General features: G+C 63.8%; 16 protein-coding genes. 3 read left to right on the top strand and 13 right to left on the bottom strand.

Annotation, left to right across the window (positions count from 1 at the left end; translation table 11 throughout):
* Nucleotides 1-43 precede the first annotated feature (43 nt).
* Together C5689_RS11570 and C5689_RS11565 are read right to left on the bottom strand one after the other, a co-directional pair.
* Complete coding sequence (locus C5689_RS11570) at nt 44-1,210, bottom strand: hypothetical protein (RefSeq protein ID WP_108917428.1); 1,167 nt, start codon at nt 1,208-1,210, stop codon at nt 44-46.
* A gap of 31 nt (nt 1,211-1,241) precedes the next feature.
* The gene (locus C5689_RS11565) at nt 1,242-2,537 is read right to left on the bottom strand and encodes an adenylosuccinate synthase (RefSeq protein ID WP_108917427.1); all 1,296 of its coding nucleotides are present in this window, start codon (nt 2,535-2,537) and stop codon (nt 1,242-1,244) included.
* A 638-nt stretch (nt 2,538-3,175) separates the two neighbouring features.
* Here C5689_RS11565 and C5689_RS11560 point away from each other — a divergent pair.
* On the top strand, nt 3,176-4,102 hold the full coding sequence (locus C5689_RS11560) for a glycosyltransferase family 17 protein (RefSeq protein WP_108917426.1): 927 nt from the start codon (nt 3,176-3,178) through the stop codon (nt 4,100-4,102).
* A gap of 24 nt (nt 4,103-4,126) precedes the next feature.
* Here C5689_RS11560 and C5689_RS11555 read toward each other — a convergent pair whose 3' ends face one another.
* From C5689_RS11555 to C5689_RS11530, 6 genes are all read right to left on the bottom strand, one after another.
* The gene (locus tag C5689_RS11555) at nt 4,127-5,431 is read right to left on the bottom strand and encodes an SCP2 sterol-binding domain-containing protein (protein ID WP_108917438.1); all 1,305 of its coding nucleotides are present in this window, start codon (nt 5,429-5,431) and stop codon (nt 4,127-4,129) included.
* A gap of 75 nt (nt 5,432-5,506) precedes the next feature.
* Nucleotides 5,507-5,959: a MarR family winged helix-turn-helix transcriptional regulator gene (locus tag C5689_RS11550; RefSeq protein ID WP_108917425.1), complete on the bottom strand. Its 453-nt coding sequence runs from the start codon at nt 5,957-5,959 to the stop codon at nt 5,507-5,509.
* A 70-nt stretch (nt 5,960-6,029) separates the two neighbouring features.
* Entirely contained in the window at nt 6,030-6,461 is a 432-nt protein-coding gene (locus tag C5689_RS11545; RefSeq protein WP_108917424.1) for a hypothetical protein, read from the bottom strand.
* A 56-nt stretch (nt 6,462-6,517) separates the two neighbouring features.
* Nucleotides 6,518-7,609 (bottom strand): ATP-dependent DNA helicase, encoded by a 1,092-nt coding sequence (locus C5689_RS11540; protein WP_108917423.1) that lies wholly within the window; start codon nt 7,607-7,609, stop codon nt 6,518-6,520.
* A gap of 276 nt (nt 7,610-7,885) precedes the next feature.
* Nucleotides 7,886-10,396: an excinuclease ABC subunit UvrB gene (uvrB, locus tag C5689_RS11535; protein ID WP_108917422.1), complete on the bottom strand. Its 2,511-nt coding sequence runs from the start codon at nt 10,394-10,396 to the stop codon at nt 7,886-7,888.
* Between the two features lie 68 nt (nt 10,397-10,464).
* On the bottom strand, nt 10,465-10,953 hold the full coding sequence (locus C5689_RS11530; protein WP_108917421.1) for a MarR family winged helix-turn-helix transcriptional regulator: 489 nt from the start codon (nt 10,951-10,953) through the stop codon (nt 10,465-10,467).
* Nucleotides 10,954-11,067: 114 nt separating this feature from the next.
* Between C5689_RS11530 and C5689_RS11525 the strand changes: the two genes are divergently transcribed.
* Nucleotides 11,068-12,297: an MFS transporter gene (locus C5689_RS11525; RefSeq protein WP_174800270.1), complete on the top strand. Its 1,230-nt coding sequence runs from the start codon at nt 11,068-11,070 to the stop codon at nt 12,295-12,297.
* 3 nt (nt 12,298-12,300) lie between these two features.
* Here C5689_RS11525 and C5689_RS11520 read toward each other — a convergent pair whose 3' ends face one another.
* On the bottom strand, nt 12,301-14,211 hold the full coding sequence (locus tag C5689_RS11520; RefSeq protein ID WP_108917420.1) for an ABCB family ABC transporter ATP-binding protein/permease: 1,911 nt from the start codon (nt 14,209-14,211) through the stop codon (nt 12,301-12,303).
* A gap of 149 nt (nt 14,212-14,360) precedes the next feature.
* On the opposite strand from C5689_RS11520, the gene C5689_RS11515 reads away from it, so the two are divergent.
* On the top strand, nt 14,361-14,966 hold the full coding sequence (locus C5689_RS11515; protein WP_108917419.1) for an LOG family protein: 606 nt from the start codon (nt 14,361-14,363) through the stop codon (nt 14,964-14,966).
* A gap of 172 nt (nt 14,967-15,138) precedes the next feature.
* On the opposite strand, the gene cimA is transcribed toward C5689_RS11515, so the two are convergent.
* The 4 genes from cimA to cysS all read right to left on the bottom strand — a co-directional run bounded on the left by cimA (nt 15,139) and on the right by cysS (nt 19,018).
* Nucleotides 15,139-16,734, bottom strand: a complete 1,596-nt coding sequence (cimA, locus tag C5689_RS11510) for a citramalate synthase (protein WP_108917418.1) — start codon at nt 16,732-16,734, stop codon at nt 15,139-15,141.
* Nucleotides 16,731-17,234, bottom strand: a complete 504-nt coding sequence (locus C5689_RS11505) for a GNAT family N-acetyltransferase (protein WP_108917417.1) — start codon at nt 17,232-17,234, stop codon at nt 16,731-16,733. Before C5689_RS11505 ends, cimA begins: the two co-directional genes overlap by 4 nt.
* A gap of 2 nt (nt 17,235-17,236) precedes the next feature.
* Nucleotides 17,237-17,371, bottom strand: a complete 135-nt coding sequence (locus C5689_RS18960; RefSeq protein WP_255461837.1) for a hypothetical protein — start codon at nt 17,369-17,371, stop codon at nt 17,237-17,239.
* A 282-nt stretch (nt 17,372-17,653) separates the two neighbouring features.
* Entirely contained in the window at nt 17,654-19,018 is a 1,365-nt protein-coding gene (gene cysS, locus C5689_RS11500; RefSeq protein WP_108917436.1) for a cysteine--tRNA ligase, read from the bottom strand.
* Nucleotides 19,019-19,376: the final 358 nt, after the last annotated feature.

Genomic DNA, 19,376 nt, shown 5'->3' with positions numbered 1-19,376 from the left:
AGAAGCGAGCCTTCGGGCTCGCCCTCGAAACCCGGACGCGCGCCTATCTCCAGGCGTCGAGCGCATCGGCGAAGACGCGCTCGCCGCCGGGGCCCTTCTCCAGCGAGATCGTCGCCGCGCGGCCGTCCTCGAGCTGCATGGGCAGATCGAGCACCATGGGCGCGCGCAGCAGCACGATATTGCGGGCCTCGCGATTGCCGCGCAGCAGGCCGATGAGAAAGGCGTTTTCGGTGATCGGCACAGGAACGCCGGCGACCTGCTCGCCCGATTGCGCCTCCGGCCGGCGCATCTGGATCGGGCCGATCGCCTTTATCCCATTGAGCTCATTCCCCGGCGCGAGGCTGAAATTCACATTCACCGTATGCGAGGCCGAAAGCGTGGGATCGAGATTCTTCTGAATGACGATCGTCGTCTTCAGCTTTGCGGTCGGAAAATCGATCTCGGCGCGTATGGCCGGCGAAACCGGCTGCCCCGGTCCGGCCGGCATACTGTCGAGACGCCAGATCACCGTGCCCGGATAGGTCTTGACCTTGGCGGCCTCCTCGGGCGCAGCCACCCAGAGCTCGGCTTTTTGGGCGACGGCGACCGCTTGGGACTTTTGCTCCGCAGGCGCGCGCGACGGCGGCGGCTCGCTGTCGCCGCCGATGCGATCGGCGAGCTTGCCTCCCTCGGCGGTTTCCACGGCGGAGGGCTCCGGCTGCAGCTTGGCGAGATCCTCCGGCCGCTCGCGGAATTGCAACGCCAGCACGGCGACGAGCGCCACCACCGCGGCCAGCACGCCGCCGATGACGATGACGCGACGCGAGACGCTGGCGGGCTCTGGCAGAGGCGGCAGCGGGGCCGGAGGCCGCTGCGGCGGCGCGGGCGCCTCCTCGACCGGCGCGGCTTTTTCCGGCTTGGGCGCAGCCGCCGGTTCGGCGCTTTTGACGGGCTCTTTCTTCTCGGCCTCGCGCGGGCGCTTCGCCTCTGTCGCCGGAAGCGGGGCGGCGGCGCTCTGATCGCGGACGATCTCGAGCTCGATGCGCGCAATGGCCTCGTCCAGCGCGCGGCCTTCGGCTTCTATATCTTCCTCGGCGACGGGCGGCTGAATGCTGCGCAACTGGTTGAACAGCGCCTTGCGCGCCCGTTCATAGACGGCCTGCCGCGACTGGGGCGCGGGTTCCGGCAGCGCGGCGACTGCGCGAGCGAGCAGCGAATAGTAGTCGGCCATAGGGTTCTAAGACCACCTCGGACGATTCCCGTCAATCCTCGAAAGGATTGCGCACGAGAATCGTGTCGTCGCGCTCGGGGCTGGTGGAGAGGAGCGCAACCGGAGCGCCGATCAGTTCCTCGATGCGGCGCACATATTTGATCGCCTGGGCGGGAAGATCAGCCCAGGAGCGGGCGCCCCCGGTCGTCCCCTTCCAGCCCTCGATCGTCTCATAGACCGGGACCACCCGCGCCTGCGCCGATTGCGAGGCCGGCAGGCGGTCGATGCGGGCGCCGTCCAGGAGATAATGCGTGCACACGCGTATCTCGTCCAAGCCGTCGAGAATATCGAGCTTTGTCAAAGCGATGCCGTATATGCCGGAGGTTTTCACGGCTTGGCGCGTGAGCACGGCGTCGAACCAGCCGCAGCGCCGGCGCCGGCCGGTGTTGGTGCCGAATTCATGGCCGCGGTCGCCGATCAGCGTGCCGATCTCGTCATGCAGCTCGGTGGGGAAAGGCCCGCCGCCGACGCGCGTCGTATAGGCCTTGGCGATGCCGAGCACATAGCCGATCGCCCCCGGCCCGAGGCCGGAGCCGCTGGCCGCCGAGGCGGAGACCGTGTTGGAGGAGGTCACATAAGGATAGGTGCCGTGATCGACGTCGAGCAGCACGCCCTGCGCGCCCTCGAACAAAATGCGCTTGCCGGCGCGGCGGAGATCCTCGAGCAGCTCCCACACCGCATCCATGTAAGGCAAAATCTTCGGCGCGGCGTCGAGCAGCTCGTCCCGCACGGCGGCGGGCGCGATTTCGGGCAGGCCGAGACCGCGGCGCAGCGGATTGTGATGGGCGAGCAGCCGCGTGATCTTGTCGTCCAGCGTGTCCGGCTCGGCGAGGTCCATCAGCCGCACCGAGCGGCGGCCGACCTTGTCCTCATAAGCGGGGCCGATGCCGCGCTTGGTGGTGCCGATCTTCACGCCATTGCCGGCCGCCTCCTCGCGATAGGCGTCGAGCTCGCGATGCAGGGAGAGAATCAGCGGGGCGTTTTCGGCGATCTTGAAATTGTCCGGGCCGATCTCGACGCCCTGCTCGCGCAGACGCTCGATCTCGCCGATGAGAAAATGCGGATCGACGACGACGCCATTGCCGATGACCGAGAGCTTGCCCGGCCGCACTATGCCCGAGGGCAACAGCGCGAGCTTATAGGTCACGCCATTGATGACGAGCGTGTGCCCGGCATTATGGCCGCCCTGGAAGCGCACCACCACATCGGCCTCGAGCGAGAGCCAATCGACGATCTTGCCCTTGCCTTCGTCGCCCCATTGGGCGCCGACCACGACCACATTCGCCATGGGCGTCTTCTGTCTATCCTGCGCGGCCACGAAAAAGCCCCGGCGCGTAACGCCAGGGCTCGTTACCGCGGTGATTTAGCGCAAAGAAAGGGGCTGGTCAAAGGCGGCGAAGCAGCCGCCTCCGGCCGCGCGTCGAAAAAAACCCGGCGCAGAGCGCCGGGGGAGTCTCGAGGGAGCGGAGGCGGGAAGGGTCAGGGAACGAAAACCAGATAGAGCAGCGTCGCGAACAGAACGACCACGGCGACCTCGATGGTTCGGTTCAAAATCGTCATGATCGATTCGAGAGAGATGGCGGTCATGTCGAAATATCCTGTCGGTTAGTCTTTCCGTCGAGCATATTCTCAGCCCGCGCATTGCCTCGACATTGTCGCCGGATGAAATTTTCGTAACCCTGCGATCACCGATCCGCAGCCGAAAGCGGCAGCCGCCGTCGAGAAACACGTTCTCTCGAAACGTGTTCCGTTGAAACGTGTTCTGTTGAAACGTCTTGCCCTGGACGATAGGAAGCAGGTAAACTATGGCCTACGATCCAGCGGCAAATTGGGGGCTGGAGATTCGACGAGCGCGCTCTCGGGTAGGTCGGCCGCTCGCTGGATCGCCGCATTGCCGGCTTGGCCGGTCAAACGAGAGCATGGAAAATGGTCAGGATCGTCGATTGCGTCATTGCCTATAATGAAACCGAAATGCTCGAAATCAGAACTGCCGAACTCGCCGAAATCATCGACGCATTTGTTGTCGTAGAAGCGAGCAAAACGCACCGCTACGAGGACAAGCCTCTGTATTTTTCAGGCGTTTCGGATAAATATGCGCAATCGGGAAGGACTGTCGTTTATTACGTTTTGGACGACATCCCAAGTGCATTTCAAGATCGCACGGAACTATACTATATAGTTGAGAATTTTCATCGCAATAGCATTATGCGCCCTTTGTCGACAATGAATCTCGACGATAACGACATTATACTGATTTCCGACATCGACGAAATTCCTCGTTCCGAATGTGTCCAGCAACTGCCCGATCTGCTCGCGGAGGCAGATATCGTGATTTTCGAGCAGATCATGAAGAAATTCTTCGTCAATAATGCATCATCGACATGCGCCAATAATCTTCCATGGAGAGGAACGGTCGCTTGCCGTTACGGCATGCTGAAAGGCGTTACTCCGCAAGGAGCCCGGCTCGGCGACCCCTTTCAACAGCGAGCGGCTTGCGTCGGCGGCGCCAGAGAACCGCGCGGACACGAGCGAATTATCGCCAATGGCGGATGGCACTTCTCGAGCATGGGAGGCGCATCGGCTTTCGATATCAAACATTCAGCCATTGTGGAGGGACCCGGCGGATCGCGCTTCGGCGCCATCGATGGCCGATTCGGCCGCCACAATCATTCCAAGCAACGCGAAGAGCACGCCGAAATCTATCAGTCCTTCCTCGACGCTCTCGCCCCCGAGCTGGCGGAAGTCGATCTCGCGGATATCGCGAGCGTCCATGCGCTCGACATACCCGATTGTATCAAGGCCGATCCACGAAAATACGAGTTCCTTTTCTATCTCAAGAACCCGATCGTCTGAAGCAGAGAGCGCGCTTTCGTCACATCACGGAAAGCACCGCCCGAAGGCCGCGAGCAGCCGCGGGTCGCCGCTCAGCCCGATCTTGAAGGTGATCAGCGCCCGAAGCAGGCCCGTCTCCTTGCGCAGGAAGCGCAGCCAGGTCTGCGCATCTGCGCGGATGCGGAGGTCGGCGTCGCCGATCAACCCCTCTTTCACCTCGAGCCGGCCGTTCGCGATTCTCACTGTGAGGTCTTTGCGTTCCGCGCCCCTGAAAGCGAAGTGATAGACCGCCTCGAGCCCGGCCGCGCGCTTCTTTTGAAAGCGCAGCGACAAACCGCGCGCGAAAGCCGCGATGGAGGCGACGCGCATTCCATTGGCGACGCGCTTCACGCTCTTGTGCGGAAAGCGCCGCTTCACATAATCCTCGGCGTCGGAGTCCGGCGTCACATAGATCGTCTCCGCCTTCTGTTTCAGCGGATCGACGATGGTTTCCAGAAAGCCCTTGCGATCGTCGCGGTAGGCGGCGATCACATCCTCGCCTGCCGGACAAACGGCGAGGCAATAGGCGGCCTTGTAATTGGGCCCATAGGCGAGGCTCTGCCACATGGAGACGCTCTCCGCATCGCTGACTTTCTCGCGATATCCGGCGGCGTTCTTCGCCTGCGCGATCGTCTCCACCCAATCCATGAAGCCGCCCATGAATTCACGATAATTATGCGTGTAGCAGGCGGAAAGATCGAAAGCGCCGTCCGGCGCGATCGCGCCCGTCGGACAGACGGCGACGCAGAGCTTACAGGAGAGGCAGGGATTGTAATCGAGCGGGCGCGAATAGGAATCGAGCGCGACGTCGACGGCCACCGTCCCGAGCAGAATGAAATTGCCGAATTTGGGATGAATGACATTGCGATGCACGCCCATTTTGCCGAGCCCGGCAGCGACCGCGACCGGCTTGTGCGAGATCACCCACATTTTGCCGGGCCAATTCGCGGCCTCCATCGGAAAAGCCATGGCGGGATAGGCGGCGCGACGCCCCATATCCTCGAACAATCGCGCCAGACGGTGCGAAACCGCATCGGTTTCGTCGCCGACGCGATGAAACTCCACATTGGCGGAAGAACGCGCCGGGCTGCGGATGTTCTCGCGATTCATCTTCATCACGAAAGAGACGAGCGTTTTCGCGAAGGGAAAAGCCGCGAGAATCTCCGCGCGCTCGAAAGCGATCGCCGGATCGTCGATGGAGACGAAGCCGACGTCGTCGGCGCCGGCGGCGAGCGCCATCTCGCGCAGTCGCCGCGCCTCGAAAGGCGCGAGCGCCGGCGACGACAGCATATCGTGAGCTTCGATAGACATATGCATATGCCCCTTTTTGCTTGCGCGAAAACTGGACCGCGAGCCTTCAGGCTCGCTCTCGCTCCACCCGTTACATCACTCTTCCTGAACGGCCGCGGCGAGCGCGCGCAATTCGCCGACGAGACGCGCCAATCTCTCGGCGCCGAATTTTGCTTCCGCCTTCGTCTGCGCCGCGCGCCACAGCGACAGCGCTATGGCCAGAGTGGCGCGGCCTTGCTTGGTCAGCGTCACCTCGCGCGTGCGGCGATCCTCGCCCGCCTTCACGCGCAACAGCCCGCGCTTCTCCATCACCGCCAGATTGCGCGCCAGCGCGCTGCGATCCAGCACGAAAGTCTCGGCGAGCTTGCTGACCGTCCAACCCTCCGCCAGCGAGCAGGCGACGAGCAGCGAATATTGCGTCGGCTCGAGGCCGAGCCCGGAAAAACTCTCCGCATAGAGCTTGCCGACGGCGCGCGCCGCGCGTCGCACATTGGCGACGGCGCAGCTCTGCGCGCAGGCTCTCACTTCGGCCGGATCAGGCTCGCTCATGAGAAAGATGCATATACCCCTTATCCCCGAGCGTCAACCGCGAGCGTCCGCCCCATCGACGGGCGAAGGCTCAGAACGGCAATGGCGCGCGGTCCGGCTCGACCCAGGCCCGCCGGGCCGCGACGCCGAACAGCGTCTCGCGATTCCAATAGGACAAGAGCCAATCTGGATGACCGAGCGGCGAGGCCATGAGCGATCGAAGCACCGCATGAAGCGGCGCATCGGGCGCGTGCGTGCGCAAATGTTCGGCGGCGGCCCGCATCGAAGCGAGCGTGATGGTGTGGTGATAGCCGCTCGCATCCGTGTTGGCCGTGTTCGTCGCCTCATTGTAGCGCGTTATGATTTCGCGGATTTCAACGGCTGTCGCGATATCTGGCCTGTTCCGCAAAAGCCATAGCGCCGTCGCGAAATGCGCGGCATGGGTCCATTCCGCTTTCGGCATGCTTCGATCGATCACTTTCGAAGCGAGCCGCTCGATCGCATCGTCATCGGATAAAGCCATCGCCTCTGATCCTCTATGAGGAGCGCTCGTCCCTCATCGCGAGCGTCGCGACGAAATCATGTCACCACCGTCAGCCTGCGCGCGGCGCGGGTGACACCCGTATAGAGCCAGCGCGCGCGGTGCTCGCGAAAGGCGAAGGATTCGTCGAACAAAGCGACATCGTCCCATTGCGAGCCCTGCGATTTGTGCACGGTGAGACAATAGCCGAAATCGAACTCGTCCGTATCCTTGCGCTGCGCGTAGGGAATCTCGGCGTCGCCGCCTTCGAAGAATTGCGGCAGCACGCCGACGCGCTGAAACTTTCCCGCCATCTCTTCGGGCTCGACCAGCAGGCGCACCTTGCCGCGCCGCAGAGCGCCGGCGCTCTTCACCTTGAACAGCGCGCCATTGAGCAGGCCTTTCTTGCGATTATTGCGCAAGCAGACCAGCTTCTCGCCCGGTTGCGGCAGCGTGCCGACAAAACCGCGCAGCTGTCGCAGCCGATTATTATAGGCGCGGCGCGTGCGATTGAGACCGACGAGCACCTGATCGGCATTGGTGATGAGCGCGGGATCGAGCGCGTCGCGCCGCACCACCTGCGTCTCGCCATAGACGCCATAATCGAGCCGTCCGCCCTCGCGAATGATCATGGAGAGGCGCACGATCGGATTGTCGGCCGCCTGGCGATGCACTTCCGTCAGCATCACATCCGGCTCGGCCTCGGTGAAATAGCCGCCGCCCTTCACCGGCGGCAATTGCGCCGGATCGCCGAGCACCAGCACTTTCTTGCCGAAGGAGAGAAGATCGCGGCCCAATTCCTCATCGACCATGGAGCATTCGTCGATGATGATGAGCTTCGCTTTCGCGGCGTCGCTGTCCTCGTTCAGCTCGAAGGCGGGCTCCTCCGTCTCCGTATCGGTGGCGCGATAGATGAGGCTGTGAATGGTGCGGGCGTCCTTGCAGCCCTTGGAGCGCATGACCAGCGCCGCCTTGCCGGTGAAGGCGCCGAAGACGACATCGCCGTCGACGCTCTCGGCGATATATTGCGCCAGCGTCGATTTGCCCGTGCCGGCATAGCCGAACAGACGAAACAGCTGCGCGCGGCTATCCTTCAGCCATGCGGCGACGGCCGAGAGCGCGCGCTCCTGTTCGTTGGTCCAGACGGGCATGGGGTTCTTGACGATTCGTGGATGACCGGGCCGACAGGATGACGAAAGCCGCGGGCGGCCGCAAGTCTTGTGAGCACTCCCGCGCAGAATGGGCGCTCCCGTCTCCCGCTTGCGGGAGAAGGTGGCTCGACGAAGTCGGGTCGGATGAGGGTCCGAGCCTCCTCGCATTATCGAAAACGTCGTCAGCGGGAAATCGCAGCGCCCCTCATCCGACCTCGCTTCGCGAGGCCACCTTCTCCCACAAGTGGGAGAAGGAATCGCGCGGCGAGATTCGCGCTATTTATTCAGCTTCCCCTTCACCACCTTCGTCCCCGCCTTGCCCGCCATCGACCGCGGCGCAGGGCGCGACAGCGGCCGCGCTTCGCCGCCGCCGAAATTATGCGGACCCATGTCGGCGTCGGTCGGCTTGCGCGCGCGCGTGCCGGAGATCGCAGGCGTCTCCCCTCCCCGCCCGCGCGGGCGCATCAGCGGATTGGCTTCGGCGAGAAGCTCGGCGCGTTGCAGGCGGGAAATCTCGTCGCGCAGCCTTGCCGCCTCCTCGAAGGCGAGATCGGCGGCGGCCGCCTTCATGCGCTTCTCGAGATCGGCGAGCGTCGCCTGCATATTGTGGCCCGGCGCCAGCTCGGAGAGGCCGGCGTCCACGGTCACATGATCCTGCTCGGCGAGCGAGCCGAGAATATCGGCGATGTCGCGCTTTATGCTCGCCGGCGTGATGCCATGCTCGGCGTTATAGGCCTGCTGCTTGGCGCGGCGGCGATCGGTCTCGTCCATGGCGCGCTGCATGGAGCCGGTGATGTGATCCGCATAGAGGATCACGCGTCCGTCGACATTGCGCGCGGCGCGGCCGATGGTCTGCACCAGCGATGTCTCTGAGCGCAAAAAACCTTCCTTATCGGCGTCGAGAATGGCGACGAAGCCGCATTCTGGAATATCCAATCCCTCGCGCAGAAGATTGATGCCGACCAGCACGTCGAAGGCGCCGAGGCGCAGATCGCGAATGATCTCGATGCGCTCGATCGTGTCTATATCCGAATGCATATAGCGCACGCGCACGCCATTCTCATGCAGATATTCGGTGAGGTCCTCCGCCATCCGTTTGGTCAGCACGGTGACGAGCGAGCGATAGCCCGCGTCGCTCACCGCCTTCACCTCGCCGAGAAGATCATCGACCTGCGAGCGCGCCGGACGTATCTCCACAGGCGGATCGATGAGACCGGTCGGGCGAATGACCTGCTCGACGAAGACGCCGCCCGTGCGCTCCATCTCCCAATCGCCCGGCGTCGCCGAGACGGCGACCGATTGCGGGCGCATCGCGTCCCATTCCTCGAAGCGCAGCGGACGATTGTCCATGCAGGACGGCAGGCGAAAGCCATATTCGGCGAGCGTCGCCTTGCGGCGGAAGTCGCCCTTGTACATGGCGCCGATCTGCGGAATGCTCACATGGCTCTCGTCGGCGAAGACGATGGAATTGTCCGGCAGATATTCGAACAGAGTAGGCGGCGGCTCGCCGGGCTTGCGACCGGTGAGATAGCGCGAGTAATTCTCGATGCCGGCGCAAGAGCCGGTCGCCTCCATCATCTCGAGATCGAAGCGCGTGCGCTGCTCCAATCGCTGCGCCTCGACGAGACGCCCGGCATTGTTCAGCTCGCCGAGCCGCCCCCGCAATTCGTCCTTGATCGCCTTGATCGATTGCAGCAGCGTCGGGCGCGGCGTCACATAATGCGAATTGGCGTAGACCTTCACGAATTCGAGGTCCTGCGTCTTCTTCCCCGTCAATGGATCGAACTCGCAGATCGACTCCACCTCATCGCCGAAGAAGGAGATGCGCCAACCGCGGTCCTCATAGTGAGCCGGGAAAATATCGACCGTATCGCCGCGCACGCGAAACGTGCCGCGCGTGAAATCGGAGCCAATGCGGCGATATTGCAGAGCGACGAGATCGGTGACGAGCTGACGCTGCTCCAATTTCTCGCCGAGGCTGACGCCGAAAGTCATCGCGGTGTAGGTCTCGACCGATCCTATGCCGTAGATGCAGGACACGGAGGCGACGATGATGACGTCGTCGCGCTCCAGCAGCGCGCGCGTCGCGGCGTGGCGCATCCGGTCGATCTGCTCATTCACCGAGGATTCTTTCTCGATGTAGGTGTCGGTGCGCGGCACATAGGCCTCGGGCTGATAATAATCGTAATAGGAGACGAAATATTCGACGGCGTTGTTGGGGAAAAAGCTTTTGAACTCACCATAGAGCTGCGCGGCCAGCGTCTTATTGGGCGCCAGCACCAGCGCCGGCCGCTGCGTGCGGGCGATCACCTGCGCCATCGTATAGGTCTTGCCGGAGCCGGTGACGCCGAGCAGCACCTGATCGCGCTCATTCGCCTCTATGCCGGCGACCAGCTCCTCGATCGCCTGCGGCTGGTCGCCGCGCGGCTCGTAATCGGAGACGAGATCGAATTTGACGCCGCCTTCGCTCTTCTGCGGCCGCTCCGGCCGATGCGGCGTCCACGGCCGCTTCTCCCGCAGATTGGGATCGCCGAGCTTCAGCAGCTGCTCGAGGCTCTCCATCGTCGCCGAGACGCCGCCTGCTCCGCCGAGATCGACGAGCTCCCCATCGATCGCGCCGGCGTCATAGGCCGCCTGCGGCGCCTCCTCGAAGCCCGCCTGCCGCTCGGCGAGGCCGGGATTGAGCAACGCCTGCAAATGGGGCGCGATCGGCGACACCTCGGGCTTGGCGGCCTTGGCGCGCGTCGGCTTCGCGGGGTTTTTCGGCTTTTTAGGTGGAGAGGCCATGGCCGCGAATATGGCCCCGGAATCACGAGGATGGAAGCGCGAAGAAACGCCCTGCGGCGGCGGCGGCGCTACAGGCCGCCCAAAAGCTTGGCGAGCAGGCGATCGAGAGTCTTCTGCTCGTTTTCCGTCAGCGCCGACAAGACCGCCACTTCGGCCTGCACATGGCGGGGCAAGACCTCGTCGATCAGCGACTTCCCCTGCTCGGTCAGCCCCACCAGCGCCGCGCGCCGATCCGTCGGATGCTTGATACGCGCCACATGGCCCGCTTTTTCCAGCCGGTCGATCCGCGCCGTCATGCCGCCGGAGGAGATCATCGTCGCCTCATAGAGCGCCGTGGGCGTCAGCGCATAAGGCGGGCCGGCGCGGCGGAGCGTCGCCAATACGTCGAAATCGCCAGTCTGCAGGCCGAATTCCGCGAAGACGGGGGCCAGCCGATCGCGCGAGATCCGCGACGCCAGCTCGAGCAGCCGGCCCAGCGCCTCCATCGGAAAAGGATTCAAATCAGGCCTTTCGCGGCTCCATTGCCGGGCGGCCAGCGCAGCGCGGTCCTGGTTCATTTTGTGAGTCCGTCCATATATCTTGACATAAAGATACTTATCATCGAGATATTATCCGCCCAATGAATTTGCCGCAAGGCGCGCGTCGTCCCCCTAAAAATTGCGAGTGAGCCCATGACCACAGCCGATAGCGCGACCGCCTCTCCTGAAACCCGCGCCAGAAACGAGGGGCATGGCTTCGCCCTGATCGCGATCCTGTGCCTCGCGCTCAATCTCCGGCCGGTCATGGCCGGACTCGGCCCAATTCTCGACATCATCGAAAAATCCGCGGGGCTGTCTTCGGCGCAAGCCGGGCTGCTCACCACATTGCCGGTGTTTCTCATGGGCGTCGGAGCCTTCGCGGGACGACGTCTGACGCGGCTTCTCGGCGCGAAGACCGGCGTCGCGATCGGGATCGCGGTCATTTCCCTCGCCTGCGCGAGCCGATCGGAATGGAACGACGCCGCCGGAATGCTGTCGACGGCAGCGGCGGCCGGCCTCGGCGTCGCGATCGTGCAGGCGCTTCTGCCCGGTTTCGTCAAAGGGCGTTTCGGCCAAGGCGCAGGCCGCATCATGGGGCTCTACACGACCGGCATCATGAGCGGCGCAGCTCTGGCCGCCGCGACCGCCGCCGGGCTCGAGCGCGACTTCGGCCTGCCCGCCGCGCTCGGCGTCTGGTCGGTTCCAGCGTTCATCGCCACGCTCGTCTGGCTGCTGCTCCCTTTCCCCGCGAGAGAAGCCGGCGGCGGCGTGAGCCAGACGACGGAGCCCTTATGGCGCCACGGCCGCGCCTGGACGCTGATGCTGTTTTTCGGCGTCGGCACCGGCGCCTTCACACTGGTCCTCGCCTGGCTGCCGCCCTATTACACGAGCCTCGGCCAGAGCCGCGCCTATAGCGGCTATCTGCTCGCCGGCGTCACCCTCGCGGAAGTGGCCGCGAGCCTCGCCGTCTCCGCTTTCATCGCGCGCTTTCCCGATCGCCGCGGGCCGCTCTTCGTCGTGCTGACGAGCATAACGGCAGGCTTGATCTGCGTGGCCGTGGCGCCTCTGTCGCTCGCATGGCCGGCGGCGATGCTCCTGGGACTCGGCCTCGGCGCATTGTTTCCGCTGTCCTTGATCGTCACGCTCGACCATGTCGACGATCCGGCCCGCGCCGGCGAGCTCGCGGCCTTCGTGCAGGGCGGCGGCTATATCATCGCCAGCCTCACGCCTTTCGCCGCCGGCGCGATCCGAGACCGTTTCGCCGATCTCGCCGGGGCCTGGGAAGCAATGGCGGTCGGCGTCTTTCTGACGATCGCTATTGCTATGCGTTTTTCCCCGCAAAGCCGCCTGAGCGATGGTCGTCGCGGCCCGACCGCCCGCTAGCGCTCACGCGGGCATTTCCTCGGTCTCGCGTCGCTCGGCGTCTCCGCGCCGGGCGCCTTCCTCATCCGCCTGCCGCTGGCGGCGCCACATGGCGGCATAGGCGCCGTTCTTCTCCAGCAATTGCAGATGCGCGCCGCGCTCGACGATGCGGCCGCGATCGAGGAACAGGATTTCATCCGCATCCACGACCGTCGACAGCCGATGCGCGATCACGAGCGTCGTGCGGCCGCGCGAGACGCGCGCCAGCGCCTCCTGAATCTCATGCTCGGTAAAACTGTCGAGCGCCGATGTCGCCTCGTCGAGAATGAGCAGCGGCGGCGCTTTGAGAATCGTGCGCGCTATGGCGACGCGCTGCTTTTCGCCGCCCGAGAGCTTCAGCCCGCGCTCGCCGACCTGCGCCTCATAGCCATCGGGAAGCGAGCGGATGAAGCTGTCGATCTGCGCGAGACGCGCCGCCTCGCGCACCTCCTCCATGCTCGCGTCCCAGCGGCCATAGCGTATGTTGTAGGCGATGCTGTCGTTGAACAGCACCGTATCCTGCGGCACCATTCCGATCGCCTCGCGCAGCGAGCGCTGCGTAACGGCCGAAATATCCTGCCCGTCTATGGTGACGCGCCCCGCCTGCGGCTCGTAGAAGCGGAACATCAGCCGCGAGATCGTCGACTTTCCCGCGCCCGAAGGCCCCACGATCGCGATGGTCGCGCCGGGCTCCGCCGTGAAGCTCACACCCTGCAATATAGGCCGCTTGCTGTCATAGGCGAAGACCACGTCGTCGAAGACGATGCGCCCTTCCCTCACCTCGAGGTCCTGCGCGCCGGGACGATCGGCGATCTCCGGCTGCTGCGACAAAATGGCGAACATTTTTTCGATATCGACGATCGCCTGTCGCGTCTCGCGATAGAGCGTGCCCATGAAATTGAGCGGCTGATAGAGCTGGATCATCATGGCGTTCACCAGCACAAAATCGCCGACGCTGTTGCGCCCGCTGCGCACGCCCTGCACGCATAGGACCATCATGACCGCTAGGCCGATCGTGTAGATCACCGCCTGCCCGGCGTTCAGCAGCGCGAGCGATATGTAAGAGCGAATGCTGGCGTTCTCATAGATCGCCATGGATTTGTCATAGCGCTCCGCCTCGCGCCGCTCGGCGACGAAATATTTCACCGTCTCATAGTTGAGAAGGCTGTCGATCGCCTTCACATTAGCGTCGACGTCGCTCTCGTTCATCGAGCGGCGAATGGCGATGCGCCAATTGGTGGCGATGAGCGTGTAGATGAGAAAGGCCGCGATCGTCGCCATGGCGACGAGGGCGTAATCCCAATCGAATTGCACGCTGAGCACGCCGACGACGAGCGCGAACTCGACGATTGTGGGAACCGCCGTCGACATCACGAGCCGCGTGAGTGTCTCAATGCCGTCGCGGCCGCGCTCCAGCACGCGCGTCAGGCCGCCGGTCTTGCGGCCGATGTGAAAGCGCAGCGACAATTGATGCATATGCACGAAGACGTGATTGGCGAGGCGCCGCACGGCGTGCATGGCGACGGCCGCGAAAAGCGCGTCGCGCGCCTGAGTCAGCAGCGCATAGAGCGCGCGCAGCACGCCATAGAGAATGGTGAAGCCGACGGCGCCGCCGAGGATCGTCGGGACGGCGGCGTCCGAAGCGAGGCCATCCGCCGCCCATTTGAAGGCGAAGGGGACCGCCATATTCACCAATTTTCCGACGAGCAGCAGAGCGAGCGCGATGAGAACGCGTCGCTCCAGGTCGCGCCGGCCCTTGGGCCATATATAGGGCCAGAGCTTGCGAATGGTCGCGATCACGGATTCCCGGCCGAGCGGCTTTTCTATCTCTTCGACGACCCCATGTACCGAGACTTGCGCCGAAGCTTGTTCTTCTTCTGCACCGACCTGTCGCATCACCCTGTTCCAGTCCTTCCAACGGAGGCGCCGCTATGACATCTGGATTTCATATAAGTGGTTTGAAGTGCGAACGCACGAGCGCTCCGCTCACGTCGCCGGCCCCCGCCGGCCTTGACGCAGCCGCTGGAGCGGGTCATCAAACGAAAATGAGCGATCTGAAAAAAATTCAAAGCGTCTGCGTCTATTGCGGCTCCTCCACCGGCGATGATCCCGTCTACGCCCATGCCGCCGAAGCGCTGGGCGCAGCGCTAGCGCGCGAAGGCGTGAATCTCGTCTTCGGCGGCGGCTCCTGCGGCCTGATGGGCGCCGTCGCGAGGGCCACGCTGGCGCAGGGCGGCAAGGTCACTGGAATTATTCCGAGCTTTCTCGACGAGCGCGAGGTCGCGCTCTCCTCCGTCACCGAGCTGGAGGTCGTGCCGGACATGCATACGCGCAAGCGTCTGATGTTCGAAAAGTCCGACGCTTTCGTGGCGCTGCCGGGCGGCATCGGCACGCTCGAGGAGCTGACCGAGCAATTGACCTGGATTCAGCTCGGCCGCCACAGCAAGCCGCTCGTCATCGCCGACATAGGCGGCTTCTGGAAGCCGCTGCTCTCGCTCTTCGCGCATATGCACAACGCCGGCTTCATCCGCCCTGGCTATGAGGTGCGCTATATGGTCGCCGAGCGCATAGAGGATGTGATCCCCATGCTGCGCGCGACACGCGTCGCCAAGAGCGAAGGCGACGAGACGGCGATAGAAAAGCATTTTTGAAGGCGCGCGCTCCCTTCTCCCATGAAATGGGAGAAGGTGGTCTCGCGAAGCGATGTCGGATGAGGGCAGTCGCCGCCGCGACGATCTCGACGATTTGCGCGAGCCGAAGCAGCCCTCATCCGACCCGACTTCGTCGGCCACCTTCTCCCGCAGGCGGGAGAAGGAAGAGCTGCTAGACCGCGCCAGACCTCACCAGCTTATAGACGATCGCGTCGACCAGCGCCTCGAAAGACGCATCGACGACATTGGGCGAGACGCCGACGGTGGACCATATCTCCCCTTTGGCGTCCGCGCATTCGACCAGCACGCGCGTCACCGCATCCGTGCCGCCCTGGAACACGCGCACGCGATAATCGACGAGCTTCACATCCTCGATGAAGGATTGATATTTGCCGAGATCCTTGCGCAGCGCGACATCGAGCGCATTGATCGGGCCATTGCCCTCGGCGGCGGAGATCGTCGAGCGCCCGTCTATGCGCAGCTTGACGATCGCCTCCGCGCCCGCCTCCTCCGCGCCGAGATTGACGCCGAAGCGGCGATCCACGGCGACGCTGTAGCGCTCAATGTCGAAATAATGCGGAACCTCGCCGAGCACACGCTTGGCGAGCAGATAGAAAGAGGCGTCGGCGCCTTCATAGGCGTAGCCTTGCGCCTCCTTCTCCTTCACCTCGTCCAGCAGGCGCGTGAGCCGCGGATCGTCCTTCGCGAGCGAAATTCCCAATCGCTCCAGCTCGGCGATGATATTGGATTTTCCTGCCTGATCCGACACCAGCACGCGGCGCTGATTGCCGACGCTCTCCGGCGGCACATGCTCGTAAGTGCGCGGATCGGTCAGCACTGCGGAGGCGTGAATGCCAGCCTTGGTGGCGAAGGCGCTGGCGCCGACGTAAGGCGCGTGACGATTGGGCGCGCGATTGAGCAATTCGTCGAGCGCATGGCTGGTGCGCGTCAAATGCGTCAGACTCTCACGCGTCACGCCGATCTCGAAGCGATCCGAAAACTCGCTCTTCAGCAGAAGATTGCCGATGATCGTCGTGAGATTGGCGTTGCCGCAGCGCTCGCCGAGCCCGTTGAGCGCGCCTTGTATCTGCCGCGCGCCGCCGCGCACCGCGGCCAGCGAGACGGCGACCGCCTGCCCCGTATCATCATGCGCGTGAATGCCGAGCTTGGCGCCCGGAATGACGCGCGCGACCTCCGCGACGATGCGCTCCACCTCATTGGGCTGCGAGCCGCCATTTGTGTCGCAGAGCACGATCCATCTTGCGCCCGCCTCATGCGCGGCATTGGCGCAGGCCAGCGCATAATCGGGGTTTTCCTTGTATCCGTCGAAGAAATGCTCGCAATCGACGAGCACTTCCTTGCCACGCGCGACGGCCGCCGCGACGGATTGGCGAATGCCGTCGAGATTGTCCTCGAGCGTCGAGCGCAAAGCGACGCGCACTTGATAATCCCAGGCCTTGGCGACGAAGGTCACGCAATCGCAATCGGCGTCCAGCAGAGCGGCGACGCCGGGATCGTTGGACGCCGAGCGTCCCTGCCGCCGCGTCATGCCGAAGGCGGCGAAATGCGCCTTCAAGGGCGGACGTTTCGCGAAGAATTCCGTATCGAGCGGATTGGCGCCGGGATAGCCGCCCTCGATGTAATCGAGGCCGAGCTCGTCGAGCATCGCGGCGATCTGGCGCTTGTCGGCGAGCGAGAAATCGACGCCGGTCGTCTGCGCGCCATCGCGCAGCGTCGTGTCGAAGAGCGTCAGCCTCTCCCGTGTCATTGCGTTGCAGCCTTGCTCTCGAGTGTCTTCTTCATCGTGGTGTTGCCGAGCCATTCGCCGCGCAGCTCGCGCATGTTACGCTGATGGGCGACATAGCCGCGCGCGGCGAAAAAATCGCGCGCCGCGTCGGAAGCGTCGACGCTGATCTCGTGCGTCCCCCGCGCGGCGGCGAGCTTTTCCATGGCGTCGGCGAGCGCCGAGGCGACGCCGCGCCGCGCCGCGCGCGGATGCACATAGAGCATGTCGAAGAGCTTATTGTCGCGCAGCGCGGCGAAGCCAGCGATCTCGCCGTCGAGCGAGGCGACAATGGTGAGCGCGCCGGCGAGCTTTTTGGCGAAAGCCTCTTCGTCATCGGCGGCGGCGGCCCAGGCGGCGAGCTGGTCCTCGCCATAATCTTCCGCCGCGAGCGTCTCTATGCTCGCGCGAAACAATTGCGCGAGGCGCGGCGCATCGGTCGGCAGAAAGGGACGAAGCCCGGGAGCGGAAGCGGCGCGCTCCATGGCTAGATCAGCTCGAAAGCCGCGAGCACATGCCATGCGGCGACGGCTGCGAGCGCGAGGATGATGAGCTTGAACACGAGATAAGACGCCCAATGCCCCGGAAAGGGCAGAAATCTGCGCCAGTCGTTCTTAAGCATGGGCGTTGTCTCCTCTCACGAAAGACGGAATCTTCGTGCGCGTCTCCTTCGCCCATTTATGGGAGAAGGTGGCCCTCGCGTCAGCGAGGGTCGGATGAGGGTCCGTGACGATGTCTGACGATTCCCGTCGCCGCAGCGAGCCCTCATCCGACCCGACCAAAAGCCCCTCGCTTGCGACGGGCGTCCTCTCGGACGCCCTATGGCCGGGCCACCTTCTCCCGCATAGCGGGAGAAGGAGTCGCGCGTCGTGATTGTTGGCTAATGCGCGAGCGCAGTGAAGCTTCATCGCTTCACCTCCCATGTCGTCGTGCCGTCCTTATTGTCCTTCAGCGCGACGCCCATCGCCGCGAGCTCGTCGCGAATGCGGTCGGACTCGGCCCAGTTCTTGGCGGCGCGGGCGGCGAGACGACTCGAGATCAATGAGGAAACCTGATCCACATCGACAGCCTGTTTCGTCTCGCCTTCGACCCATTGCCGATAGGCGCGAATGTCTATGCCGAAGAGCTTCAACGCTCCGTCGAGCGCAGCGGCGTCCAGCTCATGCAGCGATGCGAGCGCGAGTGGCGTATTCAGATCATCGGCGAGCGCATTCAAAACCTCGCCCGCAGCCGCGGGCCCAGCGGAAACCTCGCCGATCTGCGCGCTCCATTTGCGCAGGCTCGCCTCCGCCTCCTCCAGCGCCTTCACCGTAAAATCGATCGGCTGGCGATAATGCGTGCGCAGCATGGCGAGGCGCAGCACTTCGCCCGGCCATTTCCGCCCGCCGAAATTCTCCGTGTGCAGAAGCTCGTTTATCGTCACGAAATTCCCCAGGCTCTTGGACATTTTCTCGCCCTCGACCTGCAGGAATCCATTGTGCATCCAGTAATTCGCCATCGCCTCGTGACCGAAGGCGCAGCGCGTCTGGGCGATTTCGTTCTCGTGATGCGGAAATACGAGATCGATGCCGCCGCCATGAATGTCGAACACCTCGCCCAAATGTTTCCACGACATGGCCGAGCATTCGAGATGCCAGCCGGGCCGGCCGCGACCCCAGGGCGACTCCCAGCCGGGCTCGCTCTCCTTCGACGGCTTCCACAGCACGAAATCCATGTCGCCGCGCTTATAGGGCGCGACATCGACGCGCGCGCCGGCGATCATCTCGTCGAGCGGACGGCGCGACAGCCGTCCATAATCCGCCATCGATGGCACGTCGAACAGCACATGACCATCCGCCGCATAGGCGTGGCCGGCGGCGATCATCTTCTCGATGAGCGCGATCATCTCGGCGATATGCTCCGTCGCGCGCGGCTGCACGGTCGGCTCGAGGCAGCCGAGCGCCTTCACATCCTCCTGGAATATCTTGTTGGTGCCCTCGGTCAGCTCGCGGATGGTGATTCCGCGCTCGGCGGCCCGCGCGTTGATCTTGTCATCGACGTCGGTAATGTTGCGGACATAAGTGACATGATCGGCGCCATAGAGATGGCGCAGCAGGCGAAACAGCACGTCGAAGACGATGATCGGCCGCGCATTGCCGATATGGGCGTAGTCATAGACCGTGGGGCCGCAGACATACATGCGCACATTCGCCGGATCGAGGGGACGGAACTCCTCCTTGGCGCGCGTCAGCGTATTGTAGAGCTTCAGAACGGGAGCGTCGGACGACATGAATTTCCCCTCGGCCTGCCGGCCCGGGGCGTCATTGCGTGTCATGAAGAGAGACGTGACGGCTCCGGCCAGCTTTTGCGCTAGCTGATAATGATCCGACAAAGGATGCAGGAGTGGAGCGTGCTCGTCATAGCGCTAACATGCGCGCTCCAGGGCCGTCCGTCAAGTCGCAGACTTCACAGTCGCAGGCTCGGCCAATCGGTCCCTGCCCCAGCCCCTCGCCAGAACGCGCCACGGCCGCGAGCGCGGGCTTGCCAGATACATCGTTACACGATATGAATTTGATCGTATAACGATGCAATTGCTGGCGCGCTCCCGCGTCGGCGATCGCGCCCGTTCGCATCCCGACGGCTCATCG

The sequence above is a fragment of the Methylosinus sporium genome (assembly GCF_003113265.1).
Classification (GTDB): domain Bacteria; phylum Pseudomonadota; class Alphaproteobacteria; order Rhizobiales; family Beijerinckiaceae; genus Methylosinus; species Methylosinus sporium.
Note: the sequence above shows the minus strand (reverse complement) of the source record. Positions and strands in the feature narration are given on the sequence as shown.